Below are 23,550 nucleotides of genomic sequence, written 5' to 3' on the forward strand. Positions count from 1 at the left end.
CCCCCCCCCCCCCCCCCCCCCCCCCCCCCCCCCCCCCCCCCCCCCCCCCCCCCCCCCCCCCCCCCACCGTTCTCGTGTCCCGACCCGCTCACGCGCACGTCAAGCACAGGGTTAAGAGGGTGAGAATCGGGTGAGAGGGGACCCCGATTCCCCGTGAACCCGCCACCCGGTCGGCGTCCCGGTGGTGAGATGGCGGTGTTCCGGACTCGTGGCCGTCCGCCGCGTCCCCGGTTTCGATGCTTTGTGCCACAAACTCACTACACACAGTAGGCTTTGTTTCAACACGAAGAGCGACGTGGCGAACACCCTTCGCCATGGGCGCGGACGACCGACCCCCACTCCCGAAGGCCTCGCAGATGACGGAAACCCACGACGACGCCCCCGCCCAGCCCGCCAGCCGCTGGGAGACCGTCCAGCCCTGGCTCACCCTCGCCTGCCGGGTCGGCCTCGCCGCCGTCCTCATCACCGCGGCCGTCACCAAGTTCCCGCCCGCCCTCTCGGTCCAGGCGGTCGAGGCCTACGACCTCTTCCCAGCGGAGATCGCCCTGCTCATCGGGCACCTCCTGCCCCTGTTCGAGCTCGCCCTCGCCCTGCTCCTCCTCGTGGGCATGGCCACCCGGCAGGTCGGCGCCGTCAGCGCCCTCCTCATGGTCGTCTTCATCGCCGGGATCCTCTCCGCCATGGCCCGGGGCCTCAACATCGACTGCGGCTGCTTCGGCGGCGGCGGACAGGTCGACCCCGGCGAGACCACCTACGGGCTCTCCATCGCCCGCGACATCGCCTTCGCCGCCATGGGCGCCTTCATCGCGCTCTGGCCCCGGTCCCCCTTCGCCCTCGACCGCGTCCTCGGACTCTTCCGCTAGCTCCGGCAGACCCGGAGCCACGGCACTCCGACGCGACGGTCGAACCACCTCCAGAAAGCCAGAAACAGAGGAACACCATGGGGAGTGAAGCGCGCAAGCGCTCCCGCGAGAAGCTCAGGGAACAGCGGGAGAAGGAGAAGCGGGCCGCCAAACGCAACCGGACCCTCATCGTCGTCGGCGCCGCCGCGGCCGTGGTCCTGCTCGTCGTCGGGATCGGCTACGCCGTCCTCACCTCCGACAGCGGCGACGGCTACGACGGTCCGCTGGCCGCCCAGACCCTCCAGGACGACGGCAGCGTCGTGATGGCCGAACCGGACGCCGCCGGTCCCGTCGTCGAGGTCTACGCCGACTACCAGTGCCCCGCCTGCCGCCAGTTCGAGCACTTCGGCGGTGACGTCCTCAAGGAACAGGCCGCCGCGGGCGCCGCCATCGTCCACTACCGGCCGGTCAGCATCTTCGCCCAGCAGCCCGTCCCCATCAGCTCGAACTCACTGCGCGCCGGGGCCGCCGCCCGAGCCGCCGCCGACCACGGCGTCTTCGTCGAGTACAACGACACCCTCTTCGAGAACCAGCCCACCGAGGGCAAGGACGGCTTCGGCGTCGACGAGCTCCAGCAGTGGTTCCGCGACACCGGCGCCTCCGACGAGGACGCCCAGGCCTTCGACGACCGCGTCGACGGCGAGGCGGAGATCGTCAGGGAGTTCACCGAGGACTACCTCCCCGCCCTCACCGCCGACGCCACCGAGCAGATCGGCCAGGAGAACATCGGCACCATGGTCCTGTCCGACCTCATCAGCTGGGGAGAGAGCAACGGACACGACGCCTCCTTCCTGGAGGGCACCTACACGGGCGAGATCATCGACGCCACAGGGAAGGCCTACACTCGCTACAGCGGAGCCAACGAGTTCCGCGCCACGCCTTCCGTCTACATCAACGGCGAGTTGCTCGACGGCAACACCGCCATGAGTCCCAGGGGCCTGGCCGACGCGATCGCCGACGCGGGCGACGGCGAGGTCAGCACCGAGCCGAAGGATGCCGACGGCGGGGGTGACGCGGAGGAGAACCCCTGATCACCACCCCCGCACGCGGGGCGAACCCGAGAGCAGAGCAGTGACATTGTCGTCGACAGCTTCCGAGGGCGCGGCCGAGGTCGGCCGCGCCCTCGCGGCCATTCCCAGCCCCGAGGTCAACTCGATCCCCATCGGGCCGTTCCAGATCCACTTCTACGCCCTGTGCATCCTGGCCGGGGTCATCGTCGCGGTCTTCTGGAGCGAGCGCCGCTGGAAGGCGATGGGCGGCGAACCCGGCACCATCATGGACATGGCTGTGTGGGCCGTGATCCTGGGTCTGATCGGTGGTCGCCTCTACCACGTCATCAGTGACGCCCACCTGTACTTCGGGCCGGACCGGGAGGCCATCCGCGCCCTGTACGTGTGGGAGGGCGGCCTGGGCATCTGGGGCGCCATCCCGCTCGGCGCCGTCGGCGTGTGGCTGGTCGCCCGCAAGCGCGGGCTTTCCATGTCCAAGCTCTCCTTCGCGATCGCCCCCACCCTCCCCCTGGCCCAGGCCATCGGCCGCTGGGGCAACTACTTCAACCAGGAGCTCTTCGGGCGCCCCACCGACCTGCCCTGGGCCCTGGAGATCCACCCCACCCCCGAAGGCCACATGCGGGCGGGCATGGAGGTCGGCGTCACCACCTACCACCCGACCTTCCTCTACGAGTCCCTGTGGTGCCTGGTCCTCGCGGTCCTGCTGGCCTACCTCGGCCGCCGCTTCGAGGGCTCCCTCCAGGGCGGACGCCTCTTCGCGGTCTACGTCATGGGCTACTGCGTCGGCCGCTTCTGGATCGAGTACCTGCGCGTCGACCCCGCCAACGACTTCTTCGGTCTGCGCCTGAACAACTGGACCTCCATCGCGGTCTTCCTCGGCGCCCTCGCCTACTTCGTCTGGGCCGGTCGCCGCCTCGACTCCTTCTCCAGCGCCGTCGTCCCCCACGGACACGACGCCGGGACCCAGGTGTTCGGAGACACATCCTCCGACGAGAAGGCCGACGAAGGCACCGTGTACAGCGCGGTCGACGGCGACGACTCGGTGTTCGACCAGGCCACGGGCTCGTCCGAGGGCGCGGGGACGGAATACCACCCGAGCCCTGAGCGATCTAGTAGCGAGGGCTCGGCGGAGGACGGCGCCGACGGCGCGGAAGGCAACTCCGGGTCGAAGCCCGAGTAGAGCGCGGGACATTCCGAAAACCGGCGCACCGGCCCGTGGCCGTGCGCGCCGTACGACGAAGCCCGCACCAGTCGAGCAGACCACGGGTTGACGATTGAGAAAGACCGTGAGCAGAGCCGAGTCCGGTCACGGACGCAGACGTCGGCGCGGCGGATCCCGTCGCGCCGACAGCGCCCACACCGAAGAGCACGTCGACGACTACGGCCCCGAGGACGGGTACGAGGAGCAGTACGACCCGGAGGAGGACTTCTCCGCCGAGTACGGTCACACCCAGTCCCGCCCGGACGCCGAGTACGACGACCACCAGGACGACCCGGACACCGGGTACGAGGACGACCACGAGGACGAGGAGGTCTCGGAGCAGGAGGCCGGACGTTCCGCTGGCCGCAAGGGTCGCCGCAAGGACAAGAAGGGCGTGGGGCGCGTCTCCGCGTTCTCCGCGTCCGCGATCAAGAAGGTGTCGGTCCTGGGCGACCGGCCCAACCAGATCGTCTACACCCTCGCGGAGCAGAGCAAGCGCAAGCGCGGCACCGCCGTGCTCGGGGTGCTCCTGGGCGCCTTCAGCATCGCCCTGGTCGCACTCCTGGGCCTGCTGACCTACCAGCTCGTCACCGGGACCGGAGGCAACACCGACCGGGGCGAGGAGACCATCGTCGCGCCGCCCGAGGGGCACAGCACCATCACACCGGAGCTGTACCTGTTCGAGCCGGACCGCCCGGAGGTGTTCGGCGCCATCGAGAACCGTCCCGACGACGTCGAGCCCATGACCGACGAGTCCGTCTTCGGACCGGTCGACGAACTCGACATGGCCGGGATGAAGCTGGAACTCCAGGAGTCCGAGGTCACCGAGTCCTGCACCTCTTTGGTGTGGGGCGAGGAGCTCGGGCAGAGCCTCCTGGACGCCAACTGCCTCAACGCGGCCTCCGGGGTGTACACGGACTCCAAGGACGACTACGTCGCCCAGGTGACCCTGTTCGACCTGTCCGACAGCGCGGGAGCCGCCGACGTGGCCGCCGCCATGGACCCGACCAACGTCGAGACCGGGGCCGGCTTCCTGCTGTCCCGCGAGATCGACGGCGTGGAGGGTCTCCAGGAGGGGTACAGCCAGGCCACCACCCAGGTGATGGGCCACTACCTGGCCGTGTACTGGGTCGCGCGTACCGACGGTTCCCTGCCCGGGGACGACTCCGGGCTGGCGACCGCCAGCGTGGTCTCACAGAGCGCCTTCAGCTTCGTCTACGACGAGGTCGTCGCGCACAAGCCCGAGGACGAGGGGGAGGGCGAGTAGGAACGGGTCTGTCCGGCCCCGTCGGGCGCCCCGATAGGATCTCGGACAGATCGACCCGCCCGCCGGGGTGTGTTCCACCGATTTCTGGGAACACGACCCCGGGGTCGACACCAGGCGGGAGGCGTCCCCCCGCCGTTCCCGAGCGCAGCCGGGCCGGTCACGTCACGTGACCGGCCCGCATCCACGGAAAGGTCCTTTGGGTGTCCCCTTCTGAACCGTCGACGCCTGGCAGGCCGGGCCGCCGGAGGAAAGACAGCGAGCCAGCCGAACCCCCCGCCCGGGCGGACCAGAGCCGGTCCGAGAGCCGCGAGGGCGGACGCCGCAAGGGCGGTGGCCGACGCAAGAAGGAACCCCGCCGCTTCGGTGGGATGCTGACCGTCCTGGTCGGTGTGCTCGTCGTGGCGCTCATCGCCCTGGGCACGGTGCTGTTCCTCCAGTTCTCCGGGGACGGCGGCGAGGAGCAGGCCGCCCAGGAGACCCGCCCGGCCCTGTACAAGGTCCAGGACTCCCAGGACAGCAACATGAACGCGGTGCTGTCCTCCCGGGACAAGGACACCCGGCCGCTCAACGAGGGCGAGCTGTTCGAGCGCCACAACTCCGAGATCTCCGGGCAGAGCCTGGACTTCACCCTGCGGGACTCGGACCTGACCGAGGACTGCTCGGCGGCGGTCTGGGGCGATCAGATCCGGCAGGCGCTGACCGAGGCGGACTGCACGCAGGCGGGTCGCGCCACCTACCTGTCCGATGACGACGTCTTCGGTGTGGTCGCGGTGTTCAACCTGGCCGACATCGAGGGCAGCCGTGCCGTGGCCGAAGCCATGGAGCTGCCCGAGGCGGAGGAGGGCGAACAGCCGGTCGACCCCGGGTTCGTGCTCTCCCCGTCCGGCGAGTCCCCCCTCGACCGCCTCGGCGCCGGCTACAGCGCCGCCGACGCCATCATCACCGGCCACTACCTGGTGGTCGTCTGGGTCCAGCCCACCGACTCCGAGTCCGTCGACGAGCGGGTCAGCCTGGTCACCCCGCTGGTGACCCTGGCCAACTTCCGCAACCCGTTCTTCCGCCGGATCGGTGAGCTCGGCGGCGAGGAGACCGCGCCCGGCGCCGGTGAGGGCACCGGAACCGAGGACGGCGCCGGAGACGGAACCGGTGCGGGCACCGGGGACGGAACCGGAACGGGCGAGGGCGCCGTGGAGGGAACCGAACAGGAGCTGGTCGAGGACCCGCCCCCGGCCGACGGCACGGTCGAGACACCGACCCAGCCCGGCCAGTAGCGGCGACGACCCCTCCGACACGCGGGCGGGGCCCGGTGGGAACGACCTCCCACCGGGCCCCGCCCGCGTTCGTGGACCGGACCGGCTCAGCCCTCGCCTTCGGACCGCCCCCGCTCCGCCCCCGCCTCGTCGAGCCCGGCGACCAGGTCCGAGACCACCGTGCGCAGCCCCGGGAACCGGTGCTCGGGCAGGTCCAGCAGGGTGTGACCCGCCACCCAGTCCGGGACCGCGGCCACCGCGTGCCGGGCGGTGCGCTTGTTGATCGGCAGTCCCCGCCCGGCCGCCGTCTCCACCAGCCCCGCGCGCAGCGTCGCCGTCAACGTCCCGTGGGACCTTCCCTGGACGTGGGCCAGCAGGCCGGCGGTGCCCGCGCCCGGCTCCGGGACCCGCGTGCAGCGGATCGCGGTGAGGTCGGCGGCCCCCACCCCCCGCAGGAACCGCACCCGGAACCCCGGCTCCACCAGGGCACGGAACCCCTTCTGACCCGCCTCATCACGCACCCAGCGCGACGACGAGGGCACCAGCACGAAGGTGTCGTCTGCCGTGGAGGCCAACGCCACCCGGGGCGCCGACCGCTCCCATCCGCCGGTGAGGTTGATCACCGCACGCGCTCCGACGGCGGTGGGGGAGTCCATCCACGTGGACAGTCGCACCCGGGTGCCCCCGGCCACCTCACGCGGCCAGTCGCCGACCAGCGCGGGAGATGCGGCCCCGGCCCCCGCGTCCGCGCCGTCATCCGCCGGGGCGGAGCCGGTCAGCTCCGCGACCCGCTCCAGCACGGCGGTGGCCCGTTCCGTGTCGAGGCCGCCGCGCGCCTCCTTGGCGTTGACCCCCTGGCTGTACACGCGAGAGGAGTCACCGCCGGGGGAGGGCAGAGCGCGCGCGAGCGGACGCAGCACGTACAGGTCGCTTGCCGCGCCGATGGACTCCGCCCCCAGGTAGCGGTTGAAGTCCGGCCACACGGCTTCCAAGAGCAGCCCCGAGCGCACCATACGCGCCTGGGTCGCGGCCGCCAGCTTGGGCGTGGTCTCGCTGGCGCCGTAGGCCACGAGCACCCGCCCCCGCCGGGGGTCGGCCAGGCCCTCCACCCCGCGCCGCACGAACAGGTCCACCCCGTCGGGCGTGTAGGGCGGATCGGTGAAAACGAGGTCGGCGCCCTCCCGCAGTGACGGGGGCAGTCCCAGCCGCAGGTCGGTGGTGTGGGTGCGCACCGGCAGCCCCAGCCGGTCGGCCACCGCGTCGATGTGGGCCAGCACCCGCTCGTCGAGGTCCACCACCAGTACCCGGGCGTCCGGACGCACCAGGGCCAGCGCGAGGGAGGTGAGGTCGTGGTCGCCCACGCACAGGAGCGTGCGCTGACGCAGGTCGAACCGGGTGGCCAGGAACAGGGCCCGGCGCAGCGCGGTCTCGGCGGTCGCGGACACGTGGTCCAGGTCCAGGTCGGAGGCGGGCCCCTCGGCCACCGCCCGGGCCAGCTCCTCGGCGGCCCGGGAGTGGGCGGGGAGCAGGTGCGCCACCGGGTCGGCCAGCGTCGGCCCGGCCGCCCCGGAGTAGGGGACGGGGCTCAACAGGCGGCGCCGGTCGCCTCCGGGCTCGCGCTCCAGCTCCCCCGCGCCCTCCAGCGCCCCGAAGAGGGACGCGATCACGGCGTGCGCCACACCGCTGGCGCGCACGAGGTCGTTGGCGGTCCACCACCGGCCGTCGGAGAGCAGCGCCAGGACCCTCCTGGGCCGCGCCGCGTCGGGCCCGTAATCGCGCAGGAAGTCCTCCGCGGCCTCGGGGAGGGGCGGGCGCTCCTCGCGCCGAGGGGCCGCGCGGGTCTCCGGGACCGGGCCGCCGGGTGCGGTGGTGGCCACGGGGGAGTCGGCTCCGGGATCGACCGGGCCAGGGGAAGTCGGGTGTCCTGCCATGCCGTGATCCTCCCACGTCGCGGACGCTCCGGCGGTGCCACGACCGGGACCGCGCGCCCCGGATGAGGGGGATGTCACTCCCCGGTGTGGTCCGTCCGCCCTTGGGGGCGGTGGCGCCCCCGGGGTAACGTGGGTAGGCGGTGGTCAGGGCCCTCCCGCGCTCGGTGAGGATCCGATCAACGGACGGCCTTTCCTCCCCTTTGGGAGGTTTAGCGGATTTCCCTCGTGGAACAACCTGCTGGGCCAGCTCTCATCGGACACCGGTCCGAGAGGGACCCGCGCCCCTCCACAGGGGGGTGGCACACGACGGGCCACGGCGCACCGCGGCGCCTTCTGGTCTAGACCTCCGATTCGCATCGGGGCCGGACCAGCCTGTATAAGAGAACCTGCCCGACACGGGACGCCCACCGACACCGGCGACACGAGGACGTGTACGCGACACGGTGACGACCGGGAGACCCACGGTCGGGACCCGCCCCCGGCGGACACAACAGCATCACGCACGCAGCAGGGCCAACGTCGTCCCGATGCGCTTTTCACGAAGCCGACGAGAGACGACTGGAGGGCAGATGCCCGCTGGAAACGTGCGGCGTTCGTCCGTCCGAACGAACGCAGAAGCCACACCCCAGGGCCTGTACGACCCCGCCTTCGAGCACGACGCCTGCGGAGTGGGCTTCGTGGCCGACCTCACCGGTCGCCAGAGCCACGACATCGTCAGCAAGGCCCTGACCGTCCTGCGCAACCTCGACCACCGGGGCGCCTCCGGGGCCGACCCGGACGACGGCGACGGCGCGGGCATCCTCACCCAGATCCCGCACGCCCTCTACACCGAGGTCTGCGACTTCCCCCTCCCCGCCGCGGGCGCCTACGCCACCGGCATCGGCTTCCTCCCGTCGGACGCCGCCGAGCGCGCGGCCGCCGTGGAGACCATCAACTCCATCGTCGCCGACGAGGGCCTCACCCTCCTCGGCTGGCGCGAGGTCCCCTTCGAGCCGCAGTACAGCGGTCCCGCCGCCCGCGAGGCCATGCCCTCCTTCGGGCAGCTCTTCCTCACCGGCACGCCGGGCACCGCCACCGAGGGCCTCACCGGCATCGACCTCGAACGCCACGCCTACTGCGTCCGCAAGCGCGCCGAGCACGAGGCCGACGTCTACTTCCCGAGCCTGTCCCCGCGCACCATCGCGTACAAGGGCATGCTCACCACCCCGCAGCTGGAGCCGTTCTTCCCGGACCTGTCCGACCGGCGCTACGAGTCCGGCCTGGCCCTGGTGCACTCCCGGTTCTCCACCAACACCTTCCCGTCCTGGCCGCTCGCCCACCCGTTCCGCTACGTGGCCCACAACGGCGAGATCAACACGGTCAAGGGCAACCGCAACATGATGCGGTCCCGCGAGGCCAAGCTCGCCACCGAGCTCATCCCCGGCGACCTCTCCCGCGTCTTCCCGATCGTGGACCCGGACGACTCCGACACCGCGTCCTTCGACGACGCCCTGGAGCTGCTCCACCTCGGCGGCCGCTCCCTGCCGCACGCGGTCCTCATGATGATCCCGGAGCCCTGGGAGAACCACACCGAGATGGACCCGGCCGTCCGGGCCTTCTACGAGTACCACTCCACCCTCATGGAGCCCTGGGACGGCCCCGCCTCGGTCTCCTTCACGGACGGCACCGTCGTCGGCTCCGTCCTGGACCGCAACGGCCTGCGTCCCGGCCGCTACTGGGTCACCGAGGACGGCCTCGTCGTCCTCGCCTCCGAGGCCGGTGTCCTCGACATCGACCCCGCCACCGTCGTGCGCAAGGGACGCCTCCAGCCCGGCCGCATCTTCGTCGTGGACACCGCCCAGGGGCGGATCATCGAGGACGAGGAGATCAAGGCCGAACTCGCCGCCGAACACCCCTACCAGGAGTGGATCGACTCCGGCGTCCTGCGCCTGGCCGACCTCCCCGCCGCCGACCCCACCCCGGTCACCGAACTCAACCTCGCCCAGCAGGTGTTCGGCTACACCGAGGAGGAACTGCGGATCATCCTCACCCCGATGGCCCGCACCGGCGCCGAACCCATCGGGTCCATGGGCACCGACACCCCGGTGGCCGCCCTGTCCGCGCGCCCGCGTCAGCTCTTCGACTACTTCTCGCAGAACTTCGCGCAGGTCACCAACCCGCCGCTGGACGCCATCCGCGAGGAGATGGTCACCAGCCTGTCCACGCTCCTCGGCGCCGAGGGCAACCTCCTCCAGGCGTCCCCGGGCGACACCCAGCGCCTCGTCCTGCCCACCCCGGTCGTGGACCAGGCCCAGCTCGCCGCCATCGTCGCCGCCGGGCGGGACAACCCGGCACTGCGCACCTTCACCGTCGACGGCACCTACCCCGTCGACGGCGGCGGCCGGTCCCTGTCCGCGCGGCTGGACGAGATCAACGCCGAGGTCTCCGAGGCCATCGACGGCGGCGCGCACATCCTCGTGCTCAGCGACCGCAGGGCCGACGCCGAACGCGCGCCCATCCCGTCGCTGCTGCTCACCGGCTCCGTCCACCACCACCTGGTCCGAGAGAAGACCCGCACCGAGGTCGGTCTCCTCGTCGAGGCCGCCGACGTCCGCGAGTGCCACCACGTGGCCCTCCTCGTCGGCTACGGCGCCTCCGCCGTCAACCCGTACCTGGCCCTGGAGACCGTCCGCGACCTCGTCGAGCGCGGCACCCTCGGCGGCGTCGAGGACGCCGACACCGCCGTCCGCAACACCGTGAAGGCGTTCGGCAAGGGCGTCCTCAAGGTCATGTCCAAGATCGGGGTGTCCACGGTCAGCTCCTACACCGGAGCCCAGATCTTCGAGGCGCTCGGCCTGGGCCAGGAGGTCATCGACCGCTGCTTCACCGGCACCACCTCCCGCCTGGGCGGCGTCGGCTTCGACGTCCTCGCCGAGGAGGTCGCGCTCCGCCACCGCCGCGCCCACACCGCCAACCCCAACGCCCACCGGCGCCTGGAGGTCGGCGGCGAGTACCAGTGGCGCCGCGAGGGCGAGCCCCACCTGTTCGACCCCGAGACCGTCTTCCGGCTCCAGCACTCCACGCGCAGCCGCAAGTACGACATCTTCAAGGAGTACACGAACAGGGTCGACGACCAGTCCGCCCGACTCATGACCCTCCGCGGCCTCTTCCGCCTCAAGGAGGGCGTGCGCGAACCCGTTCCCATCGACGAGGTCGAGCCCGTCTCGGAGATCGTCAAGCGCTTCTCCACCGGCGCCATGTCCTACGGCTCCATCTCCGCCGAGGCACACGAGACCCTCGCCATCGCGATGAACCGCCTCGGCGGCAAGTCCAACACCGGCGAGGGCGGCGAGGACCCGGCCCGCTTCACCCCCGACGCCAACGGGGACCTGCGCCGCAGCGCCATCAAGCAGGTCGCCTCCGGCCGCTTCGGCGTCACCTCGCACTACCTCAGCAACGCCGACGACATCCAGATCAAGATGGCCCAGGGAGCCAAGCCCGGCGAGGGCGGCCAGCTGCCCGGCCACAAGGTCTACCCGTGGGTGGCCAACACCCGCCACTCCACGCCCGGCGTCGGCCTCATCTCGCCGCCGCCGCACCACGACATCTACTCCATCGAGGACCTCGCCCAGCTCATCCACGACCTCAAGAACGCGAACCCGTCCGCGCGGGTCCACGTCAAGCTGGTCTCCGAGGCGGGCGTCGGCACCGTCGCCACCGGCGTGTCCAAGGCCCACGCCGACGTCGTCCTCATCTCCGGCCACGACGGAGGCACCGGCGCCTCGCCGCTGACCTCCCTCAAGCACGCGGGCACCCCCTGGGAGCTCGGCCTCGCCGAGACCCAGCAGACCCTGCTGCTCAACGGCCTGCGCGACCGCATCGTCGTGCAGGCCGACGGCCAGATGAAGACCGGACGCGACGTCGTCGTCGCCGCCCTGCTCGGCGCCGAGGAGTACGGTTTCGCCACCGCGCCCCTCGTCGTCTCCGGCTGCGTCATGATGCGCGTCTGCCACCTCGACACCTGCCCCGTGGGCGTGGCCACCCAGAACCCCGCCCTGCGCGAACGGTTCTCCGGCAAGGCCGAGTACGTCGTGAACTTCTTCGAGTTCATCGCCCAGGAGGTCCGCGAGTACCTGGCCCAGCTCGGCTTCCGCAGCCTCGACGAGGCCATCGGCTCCGTCGACCTGCTCGACACCGTCGAGGCCGTCGACCACTGGAAGGCCCAGGGCCTGGACCTGTCCCCGATCCTGCACGAGGTCGAGCCCATCGCCGGGGACCACCGGGCCCGGCGGCGCGCCCAGGACCACGGCCTGGAGAAGGCGCTCGACAACACCCTCATCCAGCTCAGCGAGGGAGCGCTCGACTTCGGCCAGCCGGTCCGCCTCGAACTGCCCGTGCGCAACGTCAACCGGACCGTGGGCACCATGCTCGGGCACGAGGTCACCAAGCGCTACGGCGCCGACGGCCTGCCCGACGGCACCATCGACGTGTCCTTCACCGGCTCCGCCGGACAGTCCTTCGGCGCCTTCGTGCCCCGGGGCGTCACCCTGCGGCTGTCCGGCGACGCCAACGACTACGTCGGCAAGGGCCTGTCCGGCGGCCGCGTCGTCGTCCGCCCCGCCGAGACCTCCACCCTCGCCGCCGAGGAACACATCATCGCCGGGAACGTCATCGGCTACGGCGCCACCTCAGGGGAGATCCTCCTCCGGGGCGTCGTCGGTGAACGCTTCTGCGTCCGCAACTCCGGCGCCGTCGCGGTCGTCGAGGGCATCGGTGACCACGGCTGCGAGTACATGACGGGCGGACGCGCGGTCATCCTCGGCCGCACCGGACGCAACTTCGCGGCGGGCATGTCCGGCGGCATCGCCTACGTGCTCGACCTCGACACCGACCGCGTCAACCCGGAGATGGTGGAGGTCGAGGACCTCACCGACGAGGACCGCGAGTTCCTCACCGGCGTCCTCACCCGCCACCACGCCGAGACCGGCTCCACCGTCGCCGAACGCCTCCTGGCCGAGGGCGCCCAGGGTCTCGACCGCGTCGCCAAGGTCATGCCGCGCGACTTCAAGCGGGTCCTGCTCGCCCAGGCCGAGGCCGAACGCGAGGGACGCGACGTCGACGAGGCCGTCATGGCCTCCGCACAGTCCTGAAGTCAGCACACGAGAGGAGGAGGAACCATGGCTGACCCCAAGGGTTTCCTGAAGATCACCGAGCGCGAGCTCCCCCAGCACCGCCCCGTCGACGTCCGCATCCAGGACTGGCGCGAGGTCCAGGAGGACCTCGACCGCGGCACCGTCACCAAGCAGGCCTCACGCTGCATGGACTGCGGCATCCCGTTCTGCCACAACGGGTGCCCCCTCGGGAACCTCATCCCCGAGTGGAACCACCTCGTGTACACGCACGACTGGGCCGAGGCCATCGAGCGGCTCCACGCCACCAACAACTTCCCCGAGTTCACCGGCCGCCTGTGCCCCGCGCCCTGCGAGTCCGCCTGCGTGCTCGGCATCAACCAGCCCGCCGTCACCATCAAGAACGTCGAGGTCTCCATCATCGACCGCGCGTGGGAGGAGGGCTGGGTCAGGCCCCTGCCCCCCACCCACCGCACCGGCCGCACCGTCGCCGTCGTCGGCTCCGGCCCCGCCGGGCTCGCCGCCGCACAGCAGCTCACCCGCGCCGGACACGACGTCACCGTCTACGAGCGCGCCGACCGCGTCGGCGGTCTGCTCCGCTACGGCATCCCCGAGTTCAAGATGGAGAAGCGGCACATCGACCGCCGCCTCGCCCAGATGAGCGCGGAGGGCACCACGTTCCGCACCGGAGTCAACGTGGGTGTCGACGTCACCGCCGACCAGCTCAGGGCCGACCACGACGCCGTCGTCCTCACCGGCGGCGCCACCCAGTGGCGCGACCTCCCCGCCACCGGCCGCGAACTCGACGGCATCCACCAGGCCATGGAGTACCTGCCCCTGGCCAACCGGGTGCAGGAGGGCGACCTCGACCGCGCCCCCATTCACGCCGAGGGCAAGCACGTCGTGGTCATCGGCGGCGGCGACACCGGTGCCGACTGCGTCGGTACCGCCCACCGGCAGGGGGCCGCCTCGGTCACCCAGCTGGAGATCATGCCCAAGCCGCCCACCACGCGCCCCGACCACCAGCCCTGGCCCACCATGCCGATGCTGTACAAGGTCACCAGCGCCCATGAGGAGGGCGGTCGGCGGATCTACTCCGTAAACACCCTGGAGTTCGTCGGGGACACCGACGGCAGGGTCCGCGCCCTGAAGCTCGTCGAGGTCAAGCGCGGCCCCGACGGCTTCGCGCCGGTCGAGGGCACCGAGCGGGAGATCCCCGCCGACCTCGTCACCCTCGCTATGGGCTTCGTCGGCCCCGAGAAGGAGGGCCTCCTCGACCAGCTCGGCGTCGAACTCGACGGGCGCGGCAACGTCGTCCGCGACGCCGACTACCGGACCACCGTCGACGGCGTCTTCTGCGCCGGGGACATGGGCCGGGGCCAGTCGCTCATCGTCTGGGCCATCGCCGAGGGCCGCTCCGCGGCGGCCGGTGTGGACCGCCACCTCACCCAGGACACCGTCCTGCCGGTGGCCATCCCGCCCACCGAGCGCCCGCTCGTCTAGGAGACCCACCCGCCGGGCGCGGGGGCCTGTCCCCGCGCCCGGCACGCGGCCTACGATCGACCCATGGTGTACAGCGTCATCGGTGAGGGCGCCATGGTCCTGCACCTGCTCTTCCTCGCCTACGTCGCGCTCGGCGGCTTCGCGGCCTGGCGCTGGCCCCGCATGTTCTGGCCCCACCTGGCCTGCGCCGTGTACGGCCTGGGCGTCACCGTCATCGGCTGGCCGTGCCCGCTCACCCACCTGGAGGACTGGGGCCGCCGGAACGCCGGACAGTCCGGACTCCCGCCCGAGGGCTTCATCGCGCACTACCTCACCGGTGTCGTCTACCCCACCGAACACCTCCTCACGGCCCAGCTCCTCGTGGCCCTCACGGTCACCCTGTCCTGGGCCGGAGCCCTTTACCTCCACCTCCAACGCAAGCGCCCCGAGAACGCCGCGTAAAGATCGCGAATGGATCAGGGCCGGGCTGTTCTCCCCGTCCGGACACGGTCGTACCGTCGAATCATGACCGTTGTGACCTGGGACTCGTACCGCGCAGCAGAACACTTCACCATGCGCAGCGCCCGGCTCGTCGACCGGCACCGCTTCGCCTACCTCTTCCAGAGCGGACCAGCCGAACCCGTCCGCGCCACACTCTCCGCCTACCGCAACCTCGACGGCGGCTACGGCAACGGCCTCGACCCCGACCTGCGGGGCCACGCCAGCCAGCCCGTGGCCACCGAGATCGCCCTGCGCTACCTCGACGAACTCGGCCCGATCCCCGCCCAGATCGGTGTCGGCGTCTGCCGCTACCTCGCCACCATCAGCAACGACGACGGCGGGCTGCCGATCTCGCTCCCGAGCGCCCGCTACACCGAATCCGCGCCCTGGTACCGCCACAACGACGACTTCGGCAGCCGCCTCGACATCACCGCGATGATCACCGGGCTCCTCCACAAGAACAACGTCACCCACCCCTGGCGCGACCTCGCCACGGCCTACTGCTGGAAGCACATCGACACCCTCAAGTGGACCAACCCGCACGAGGCCATCGGGCTCTGCTGCTTCCTCCAACACGTCCCCGACCGCCCCCGAGCCATCGTCGCGATGAACCACCTCGCCCACATGATCCGCGCCGTCATCGACGTCCACCCCCGCGCCACCGGACACGTCCACACGCCGCTGGACCTCGCCTCGCACCCGGGCCACATCGCCCGGCCGCTCTTCACCGACCAGGAGATCGAACGTAACCTCCAGGCCTTCGAGGACCAGCAGCGCCCCGACGGGGGCTGGGACGCCTGCTGGGACGACTGGGACACCGTCGCCACCCTCGAACGCGAGGGCATGCGCACCATCCAGCGGCTCCGCATCCTGCGGGCCTACGGACACGTGCAGCCCGACCTGCCCCGACCCCGCCACGCCGTCTGAGCAACGCGCGGGGAAGCGCCGACCAGGGGAGGGGCGGCGGTCAGGAGGACCGGACCGCCGCCCGCGGAAGATCACGGGGTGGCCCGCGGCCGTCGAGGCCGCTCAGCCCAACGCCAGGAACGTCACCCCGGCCGCCTCCAGCGCCGCCCGGTCCACCTCGGAGTCCGAGCGCCCGGTCACCGCGCGCACCGCCACCAGCGAGGCACCGCCGGCACCCGCCCCGTCCGGCAGCACCCTCGCCAGCTCCCCCGGCTCCACCGACCCGAACAGCACCGCGCGTACGACGTCCAACGCGGCCCCCGCCGTCCACGGCTCCCGGCCCAGCGCGTCCGCCAGGTCCACCCCGTGCAGCACCAGTTCCACCACGCGGGTCACCAGGTAGTCCGTCACCAGCATCGGGTCCCCGTGCCGCGTCACGATCCGCCGCCCCTCCGGCTCACCCGGCAGACGCACCGCCAACGCCTCCCAGGACCCGCGCAACACCCGGCCCGGCTCCGCCGCGTCCGAGCGTCGAGCCGCCCGCTCCAGCGCGCCCTCGACCCGTGCCCTGTTCACCGCCGGAGAGAACCGCACCTCCGGGACGTAGTACCCAGCAGCCGACACCAGCGGGGCCGACACACCCGGTTCCTCCCCGTCCAGCGCCACCGCCACCTGGCGCAACGAACCCACCGTGTGCACCGACAGCGCGGCCACGTCCCACGGGGCACACCGTGTGGGCAACACCACCTCGGACTCCGAGAGACCCAGGAGAACCTCCTCCAGAGCCGCGACCTCCGCACCCAGAGCGGACACCACCACAGCACGATCGAACACCGAAAACCCCTTCACCGGACGCCGAACGCGGCCACACGGCCACGACACGCATTCCACACCCGTCACTCAGGGTCACCACGTTCGCCCCAGCTCCACCTCAGATACGTGCATTCGCAACCTGGTTTAGACCACTCCATCCCCCAGACGCTCTAAAGTGATAGACGTGACACGTCGAGCAAAAATCGTTGCGACCCTTGGCCCCGCCACCTCGAGCCCGGAGACCCTCCGGCGCCTCGTCGACGCGGGCCTCGACGTCGCCCGTCTGAACCTCAGCCACGGAACCCACGACGACCACCGCGCGAGCCTCGCCAACCTCAGGCAGGCCGCGGCGGACGCCAACCGAGCGGTGGGGGTCCTCGCGGACCTCCAGGGACCCAAGATCCGTGTGGGTACCTTCCCCGACGGACCCGTCGACCTCGCCGCAGGCGACGAGTTCACCATCACCATCGAGGACGTGCCCGGCGACCGCCAGCGCGTCTCCACCACCTACAAGGGGCTCCCCGGAGACGTCCGCCCCGGCGACCGCGTCCTCATCGACGACGGCCGCGTCGTGCTGGAGTGCACCAAGACCACCAGCACCGACATCCAGACCCGCGTCATCTTCGGCGGCACCGTCTCCAACCACAAGGGACTCAACCTCCCCGGAGTCGCCGTCAGCGTGCCCGCCCTCACCGACAAGGACGAGGCCGACCTGCGCTGGGCCCTCGCCCAGGGCGTCGACATGGTGGCCCTCTCCTTCGTCCGCAGCCCCGCGGACGCCGAGGAGTGCCACCGCATCATGGACGAGGAGGGCGTCACCGTCCCCCTCATCGCCAAGATCGAGAAGCCCCAGGCCGTCGAGCGCCTCCAGGACATCATCGAGGTCTTCGACGGCGTCATGGTCGCCCGCGGCGACCTCGGCGTCGAACTGCCCCTGGAGAACGTCCCGATGGTGCAGAAGCGCGCCATCGAACGCTGCCGCGACAAGGCCAAGCCGGTCATCGTCGCCACGCAGATGCTCGAATCCATGATCAGCGCGCCCCGCCCCACCCGGGCCGAGGCCTCCGACGTCGCCAACGCCGTCCTCGACGGCGCCGACGCCGTCATGCTCTCCGGCGAGACCAGTGTCGGTCAGTACCCCATCGAGACCGTCGAGACCATGGCACGCATCGTCAGCGCCGCCGAGCAGGAGTCCCTGCGCGCCTCGCACATCCTCAACCGGGTGCCGGAGACCACCGGCGGGGCCATCGCCCGCGCCGCCGCCGAGATCGGCGCCACCGTCGGAGCCAAGGCCCTGGTCGCCTTCACCATGTCCGGTGAGACCGCCCGGCGCCTGGCCCGCTACCGCTCACCCATCCCGCTCATGGCCTTCACCACCGAGGCCGAGACCCGGGGCACGCTCTCCCTGACCTGGGGCACCGAGTGCAACCTGGTCCCGTGGGTCGACAACACCGACGACATGGTCCGCCAGGTCGAGACCGAACTCCTCCAGATCGGTGACTACCACAAGGGCGACAAGGTGGTCATCGTCGCCGGGAGCCCGCCCGGAACCACCGGTTCCACCAACTCCCTGCGTGTCCACCGACTCGGCGACGCCGTCGCCCTCGGTGCCAGCTGACCAGCTGACGAGTGAACGGGCGCCCCGAACGGGCGCCACCTGACGGGCCGCATCAGGTCCGGCCCGGGGGAAGGCGTACTGAGCCGCGCCGACCTCTCCGGGCCGACCGGTGCGGCCGATGTCGTGTCGGGTGACCGCGGGGGAGGGGGAGTACGGAACCCACCCACTACTCCTGGTGGGAGGAGACCCCGCCCTCGAACGTCACCCGGTCCAACGGCATGTCCCACGGCAACAGGTTCCACGGACTCCGCGGGTCCTCGTCCAACAGGCCCAGCGCCACCCACACGCGGTCGGAGTCCGGCCGGTCGGACTCCGCCGGGTCCCCGTCCACGCCCTTGTCCGGCCAGAGCAGGTACCCGGCGTGGAAGGCCGTCGACAACTGACCCCACGACGAGTACCGGCGCTGGAGATCGGAGGCCACCCGCCGCAGCAGCGTCTGCGTCTCCACCGGGCTCAGCCAGTCCAGGGTCGCCCCACCGCACACCAGCCGGATGACGTGCACCGACTTCCACCACTGGTAGGCGCCGATGATCACCGTCTCGTCGCCCTCGGCCACTCCCGTGACCGCGCGCAACCGGGCCACCTGCTCCGGGGACAGCTCCACCGTCTCGCCGGTGTCCAGACCGCCCTGGTCCAGGGGCAGCCGCGACCGGGCCGTGCCCGAGCGCAGATCGACCGCCAGGTCCAGGCTCGGCCCCTGGTGCAGACCGGCGAGCAGGGTGTCCACGGCGGCCAGCAGCGACTCACGGTCCACCACCGACCACTGGCGCTCCAGCATCCGCCGGTAACGGCGCCGCAGGCTCGGCCGCGCCACCACGTCCCAGGGCTCGGCCAGTGCCACCCGGAAGGGGGCCGCGGCGGCGGCCGCCCACCGCTCGGTGCTCAGCGGGGCGTCGGGGGACTTGGTGCGGATCGCGGGCGACTCACGCGAGCCCACCACCAGTTCGGCGAAGGAACCCGCCGCCAGGGCCACCAGGGGCAGGAACGACCAGCCGGGAAGGTCCACAGCGACGAGCAGGACCGCCAGCAGCGCCACCGGGGTCCACAACCACGGCTGCCGACGCCGGGACCCCCAGGCCACCACGACCCAGGCCCCGATCACCAGCGCGCCGATCACCCCGGCCACCGCGGTCAACAACCCTCGCCCCTCTCTCGTCGCGAGCCCGATCCGACAGGGCTTTCCGCCCTCAAGGATCAGGGACGCGACGGCTTCCAGGCGACCGAACCCACGGGTTGTGCTCAGGTTGTGGCCGTGATGTGACCGGTTCGGCCAGCTTGTAGCTACATAAAATGACAAAAGACCTATTTAGGGTCGAATGGGTCGGGTAGTTACAGAGGTTCTGGCCCGACTGTCCCGACCTGGCCAGAACCCCCGTCACACGCGCCGAAAACCCCTAACCCAGGGCCTCCACGACCACCTCGGTCGCGCCCGCGATCAGCGCGTCGTCGTGCTCGGCGTCCTCCACTCCCACGGTCGACATCACCGCCAGCACGATCGGGTCCCCCTCCTCCGGCCACAGCACCGCGATGTCGTTGCGCGTCCCGTAGCCGCCGTTCCCCGTCTTGTCACCCACGACCCAACCCTCCGGCACGCCGGCGCGGATCAGGGCGTCACCCGTCGTGTTCCGCTCCAGCATGTCCACCAGGACCTCTCGGCGGTCCTCCGGCAACACATCCCCCAGGGTGAAGGCCTCCAGGCTCGATGCCATCGCCGCCGGAGTGCTCGTGTCCCGTACCTCGCCCGGAACCGCCTCACTCATCTCCACCTCATAGCGCTCCAGCACCGTCACGTCGTCGCCCGTCAGCTCGCCCAGTGACTCCGTGAACCCCGCCGGACCTCCGATCTCGTCCAACAGCAGGTTCGCCGCCGCGTTGTCACTGAACCGCACCGTCGCGTCGCACAGCTCCAACAGCGACATCCCCGACTCCAGGTTCTCCTCCACCACCGGCGAGTGCGGCTGGAGCACGCTCTCGTCGAAGGTCACCACCCGCTCCATCTCCTCCAGCGAGTGCTCCGACAGCACCACCCCCGCCAGCAGCGCCTTGAACGTCGAGGCGAACGCGAACCGCTCGTCCTCCTGGAACGCCACCTCCTCGCCCGACCCCGTGTCCAGCGCGTACACACCCAACGTGGACCCGTACTCCTGCTCCAGGGCCTCGAACTCCGCCGCGTAGTCCACCGACACCGAGGCCGACTCCGCCGGCGTACCCGCGTCCCCCTCGCCGTCGGCCGCGCCGCACCCCACCACGGGCACCAACGCCACCGACGCAACGAGACCACGCCACCACACACCGCGCACAGCAAAGCTCACGAAAGCCCCCAAGAAGACAGAAAACGGAAGAAGAGCGAGCCAGAACCGGCCCGCTCCCGCAGTGTCACCAACCACCACCCATGCTGTCCAAGACACAAACAGCCACACCCATGCGATTTCGACATAACCTCAGACCATGGACCTCGTCGGAGCCTGCACCGCCTTCATCCACGTCAGCGACCGAGGAAGCTTCACCCTCGGCGCCGCCGCCGCGCGCATCCCCCAACCCGTCGCCAGCCGCCGCATCGCCGCCCTCGAACACCACCTCGGAGCCGCCCTCTTCGACCGCACCACACGACGCGCCACCCTCACCCAGTTCGGCCACACCGTCCTGCCCACCGCACGACGCCTCGTCGACCTCGCCCACACCCTCGAACACGACGCCGCCCAGGCCCGCCGCACACCCCTGCGCCTCGCCGTCCCCACCACCTGCACCACCCACGACCTCGCCCACCTCACCGCCCAGGCCCGCAACCACGACCTCCACCTCGACCCCCACCCCGCGCCACCCGCCCAACGCGAGGAACTCCTCCACACCCGCCAGGTCCGCACCGCCCTCACCGCCGTCCCCTCCGACCGCGCGCACTGGACCGTCCCCCTCGGCCTCGCCACCCACCACCCTCCCGACGCCAACACCCACTACCTCGAAACCCTCCGCCCGCACCGCGACGACACCACCCCGCCCCGCCGCCTCTGGATCCAGCCCGAGGACGACACCCCCCACATCCGCGACCCGCTCACCCACACAGGCGACACCATCGGACTCCAACCCACCCAGATCGCCCGCGCCACCACCCTCACCACCGCCACCGCCGAAGTCCTCACCACCCACGACCTCCTCCTGTGCTCACCCCGCCAGGCCGACGACCTCAACCTCCACTGGCGCCCCATCGGAGAGATCCAACCCACCCGCACCTACACCGCCACAGGAGAACAGTCCGAGACACTCCGCACCCACCTGCACCCACACATCGCCCAGTGCCTCGGAGCCACGCCGTGATCACCCAACGACTCCAGACCGAACTCGAACAGGCCGGACTCCAGGCCTCCCTCCTCGTCCGCGACCTCAACACCGGCCACGAGATCGGCATCGAACCCGACACCGAGTACGCCACCGCCTCCCTCGTCAAGATCCCCCTCGCCCTCGCCACCCTCGAACGCCTCCAGCGGGGCGAACTCGACGGCACCACCCCGGTACGGATCGCACCCGGCGGCCCCACCACCGGACCCATCGGCCTCGGCCGCTTCCGGCACCCCGCCACCGTCGCGGTCGACGACCTCCTCTACCTCGCCATGTGCCTCAGCGACAACGTCGCCGCCGACACCCTCTTCGACCTCACCCCGCCCGCACGGACCACCGATATCCTCCGTGCCCACGGCATCCACGGCATCACCGTCCGCCACCGCGTCCGCGACCTCAACGAGACCCCGGCCGAACGCCTGGCCCCCGACGAGACCCACCTCGCCCACACCCTCGCCATCCAGGCGGCCAGCGCCGGACGCGGACACCGCATCCCCCAACTCGACGTCACCCGCGCCAACTCCGGCTCCGCACGCGCCCACGTCGACCTCCTCCAGGCGCTGTGGAAACCCACCACCATCCACCCCGACACCGCCGCCCGCCTGCGCTCCCTCATGGCTGACAACGTCATCCGCCACCGCCTCGCCCCCGAGTTCGGCACCGACGCCAGCACCTGGTCCTCCAAGACCGGCAGCGTCCTCAACCACCGCCACGAGGTCGGCGTCGTCGAACACAGGGGCGGCGAGGCCTACGCCATCGCCGCCCTCACCGCCTCCTCCGTCCCCGCCCGCCACCAACCCGCCGCCGAAGCCCTCATCGGACGCGCCGCCCGCACCCTCCGCGACCACCTCCGCGCCACCTGACCAGACCCGAAACTGACGTGCCGTAGAAACTCAACAGACCAGGTCAGACGTAGCGTTGAGGCATGCTCACTCAGATCGCCATCCACGCCGTGACCGTGCTCGACCAGGACGAGGCCCTCGACTTCTACGTCGGCAAACTCGGGTTCGAGGTCGGCGACGACGTCGACATGGGATTCATGCGGTGGCTCACCATCACCTTGCCCGCCGACCCGGACCGGCACATCCTCCTGGAGGTGCCCTCGGAGGACGAGGACGGCGCCCGGGTCCGCGAACTCCTCACCAAGGGCGCCCTCGGCGTCGCCGCCATCATCAACACCGACGACTGCCAGGCCACCTACGACACCCTGCGCTCGCGCGGAGTCACGTTCACCGAGGAACCGACCCAGCAGCCCTACGGCATCGACTGCGCCCTGCGCGACCCCTTTGGCAACCACCTCCGCATCACCCAGCCCACACCGATGCAGGAGATCACCGAGGAGGACCTCAGGCGCTGGCGGGGCGAGGAGTAGGCCCGTCCTCGCCGTGTGCGGGCGCCCTCAGTACTTGGGCCCCACGAACGCGTCCATCCGCGCTACGGCGTCGCGCTGTGACACCGACACCACGTGCTTGTCCCGGCGGCTTCCGTTGCCCTTGATGGTGTGGACCCTCCAGGGGACGCCCAGCAGGTCCAGGGCGTCGGTGAACAGCGCGGTGATGTCAGCGGAGACATTGGTGAAGTGGTAGCGCGCGTACTCGTAGTGCTTCACTCCGCCGTCGGGCAGGGACCTTCTGATTCGGTTGAGCACGCGGCTGCCGTCGGAGTGGACCAGCCCCCGGACGAACTGCTCGGGGTGCTCCTCGACGATGTCCCGCTGCCAGGGCTCCAGGGCGATGGTGCGGTCGTGCTTCCTGCCCGGCCCGTGCTGAGGGAACAGGCACGGCCAGTGCTTCCAGTTGCTGTGCACCTCCGTGCAGCCCGTGGAGGGGACACGGGAGACCTTGTGGTCGGGGCGGATGGCGGCCATGCTCCCGGCGCAGAGTTCGATCAGACCGGGCCAGGCGTCGGAGCACATCACCCGGAGCCGCCAGACTCCCTTGGTGTGATCTCCCGCCGGGGTGAGGCACCCGTCCCCGAGGTAGAGGCCCAGCAGATAGCCGTAGGCGTCAGGACGTCGGGGCAGGGCGGATACGAATTGGCACCGGGGACACAGGTCGGTGCCGACGTACTTGTCCACGAGAGAACGGTCGCGTGTCCACGCCCGAAGTGTGGAACGGTTGATCCCCATCCGACGGCTGACCTCCGCGTGGGAGATCCCGGAGTCGACGAGGGAGACGGCATCGCGCCTGACATGTGGTGAGTACATAGCGTGCATGATTGCTCACGCA

General features: G+C 71.1%; 18 protein-coding genes. 13 read left to right on the forward strand and 5 right to left on the reverse strand.

Annotated elements, in window-relative coordinates; translation table 11 throughout:
- Positions 1-356: 356 nt before the first annotated feature.
- From ACRWK8_RS24980 to ACRWK8_RS25000, 5 genes are all read left to right on the forward strand, one after another.
- A complete protein-coding gene (locus ACRWK8_RS24980) occupies positions 357-863 on the forward strand; it encodes a MauE/DoxX family redox-associated membrane protein (RefSeq protein WP_378741507.1) in 507 nt (168 codons plus the stop codon).
- Between the two features lie 77 nt (positions 864-940).
- On the forward strand, positions 941-1,933 hold the full coding sequence (locus ACRWK8_RS24985) for a DsbA family protein (protein WP_378741509.1): 993 nt from the start codon (positions 941-943) through the stop codon (positions 1,931-1,933).
- A 46-nt stretch (positions 1,934-1,979) separates the two neighbouring features.
- Entirely contained in the window at positions 1,980-3,092 is a 1,113-nt protein-coding gene (gene lgt / locus ACRWK8_RS24990; RefSeq protein WP_378741511.1) for a prolipoprotein diacylglyceryl transferase, read from the forward strand.
- 106 nt (positions 3,093-3,198) lie between these two features.
- Positions 3,199-4,380: a hypothetical protein gene (locus ACRWK8_RS24995; RefSeq protein WP_378741513.1), complete on the forward strand. Its 1,182-nt coding sequence runs from the start codon at positions 3,199-3,201 to the stop codon at positions 4,378-4,380.
- 368 nt (positions 4,381-4,748) lie between these two features.
- Positions 4,749-5,651, forward strand: coding sequence for a hypothetical protein (locus tag ACRWK8_RS25000; RefSeq protein ID WP_378741592.1), 903 nt, complete (start codon positions 4,749-4,751; stop codon positions 5,649-5,651).
- Between the two features lie 86 nt (positions 5,652-5,737).
- Here ACRWK8_RS25000 and ACRWK8_RS25005 read toward each other — a convergent pair whose 3' ends face one another.
- Positions 5,738-7,561, reverse strand: coding sequence for a bis-aminopropyl spermidine synthase family protein (locus ACRWK8_RS25005; RefSeq protein ID WP_431873058.1), 1,824 nt, complete (start codon positions 7,559-7,561; stop codon positions 5,738-5,740).
- 569 nt (positions 7,562-8,130) lie between these two features.
- Between ACRWK8_RS25005 and gltB the strand changes: the two genes are divergently transcribed.
- From gltB to ACRWK8_RS25025, 4 genes are all read left to right on the forward strand, one after another.
- Positions 8,131-12,690, forward strand: a complete 4,560-nt coding sequence (gene gltB, locus ACRWK8_RS25010) for a glutamate synthase large subunit (protein WP_378741517.1) — start codon at positions 8,131-8,133, stop codon at positions 12,688-12,690.
- A 27-nt stretch (positions 12,691-12,717) separates the two neighbouring features.
- The gene (locus ACRWK8_RS25015; RefSeq protein ID WP_431873059.1) at positions 12,718-14,172 is read left to right on the forward strand and encodes a glutamate synthase subunit beta; all 1,455 of its coding nucleotides are present in this window, start codon (positions 12,718-12,720) and stop codon (positions 14,170-14,172) included.
- A gap of 63 nt (positions 14,173-14,235) precedes the next feature.
- Complete coding sequence (locus ACRWK8_RS25020; RefSeq protein ID WP_378741521.1) at positions 14,236-14,613, forward strand: DUF2784 domain-containing protein; 378 nt, start codon at positions 14,236-14,238, stop codon at positions 14,611-14,613.
- Between the two features lie 72 nt (positions 14,614-14,685).
- Positions 14,686-15,579, forward strand: coding sequence for a prenyltransferase/squalene oxidase repeat-containing protein (locus tag ACRWK8_RS25025; RefSeq protein WP_378741594.1), 894 nt, complete (start codon positions 14,686-14,688; stop codon positions 15,577-15,579).
- A 102-nt stretch (positions 15,580-15,681) separates the two neighbouring features.
- Here ACRWK8_RS25025 and ACRWK8_RS25030 read toward each other — a convergent pair whose 3' ends face one another.
- The gene (locus ACRWK8_RS25030) at positions 15,682-16,392 is read right to left on the reverse strand and encodes a maleylpyruvate isomerase N-terminal domain-containing protein (RefSeq protein ID WP_378741524.1); all 711 of its coding nucleotides are present in this window, start codon (positions 16,390-16,392) and stop codon (positions 15,682-15,684) included.
- A gap of 163 nt (positions 16,393-16,555) precedes the next feature.
- Here ACRWK8_RS25030 and pyk point away from each other — a divergent pair, with 163 nt between their 5' ends.
- Positions 16,556-17,989, forward strand: a complete 1,434-nt coding sequence (gene pyk / locus ACRWK8_RS25035) for a pyruvate kinase (RefSeq protein WP_378741527.1) — start codon at positions 16,556-16,558, stop codon at positions 17,987-17,989.
- A 166-nt stretch (positions 17,990-18,155) separates the two neighbouring features.
- On the opposite strand, the gene ACRWK8_RS25040 is transcribed toward pyk, so the two are convergent.
- Both ACRWK8_RS25040 and bla read right to left on the reverse strand, forming a co-directional pair.
- The gene (locus tag ACRWK8_RS25040) at positions 18,156-19,127 is read right to left on the reverse strand and encodes a DUF1266 domain-containing protein (RefSeq protein ID WP_378741529.1); all 972 of its coding nucleotides are present in this window, start codon (positions 19,125-19,127) and stop codon (positions 18,156-18,158) included.
- A gap of 256 nt (positions 19,128-19,383) precedes the next feature.
- Positions 19,384-20,301 carry a class A beta-lactamase gene (gene bla / locus ACRWK8_RS25045; protein WP_378741531.1) on the reverse strand — a complete coding sequence of 306 codons (918 nt, stop codon included), beginning with the start codon at positions 20,299-20,301 and terminating at the stop codon, positions 19,384-19,386.
- Between the two features lie 136 nt (positions 20,302-20,437).
- On the opposite strand from bla, the gene ACRWK8_RS25050 reads away from it, so the two are divergent.
- From ACRWK8_RS25050 to ACRWK8_RS25060, 3 genes are all read left to right on the forward strand, one after another.
- Positions 20,438-21,301 carry a LysR family transcriptional regulator gene (locus ACRWK8_RS25050; RefSeq protein WP_378741533.1) on the forward strand — a complete coding sequence of 288 codons (864 nt, stop codon included), beginning with the start codon at positions 20,438-20,440 and terminating at the stop codon, positions 21,299-21,301.
- Positions 21,298-22,185: a serine hydrolase gene (locus ACRWK8_RS25055; RefSeq protein ID WP_378741535.1), complete on the forward strand. Its 888-nt coding sequence runs from the start codon at positions 21,298-21,300 to the stop codon at positions 22,183-22,185. The genes ACRWK8_RS25050 and ACRWK8_RS25055 overlap by 4 nt, the downstream gene beginning before the upstream one ends.
- Before the next feature lie 62 nt (positions 22,186-22,247).
- On the forward strand, positions 22,248-22,694 hold the full coding sequence (locus ACRWK8_RS25060; protein ID WP_431873060.1) for a VOC family protein: 447 nt from the start codon (positions 22,248-22,250) through the stop codon (positions 22,692-22,694).
- 27 nt (positions 22,695-22,721) lie between these two features.
- Here the strand turns inward: ACRWK8_RS25060 and ACRWK8_RS25065 are convergent, their stop codons facing one another.
- On the reverse strand, positions 22,722-23,528 hold the full coding sequence (locus ACRWK8_RS25065; protein ID WP_431873061.1) for a transposase: 807 nt from the start codon (positions 23,526-23,528) through the stop codon (positions 22,722-22,724).
- Positions 23,529-23,550: the final 22 nt, after the last annotated feature.

It is taken from the genome of Nocardiopsis eucommiae (assembly GCF_965344335.1).
Taxonomy (GTDB): Bacteria; Actinomycetota; Actinomycetes; order Streptosporangiales; family Streptosporangiaceae; genus Nocardiopsis; species Nocardiopsis eucommiae.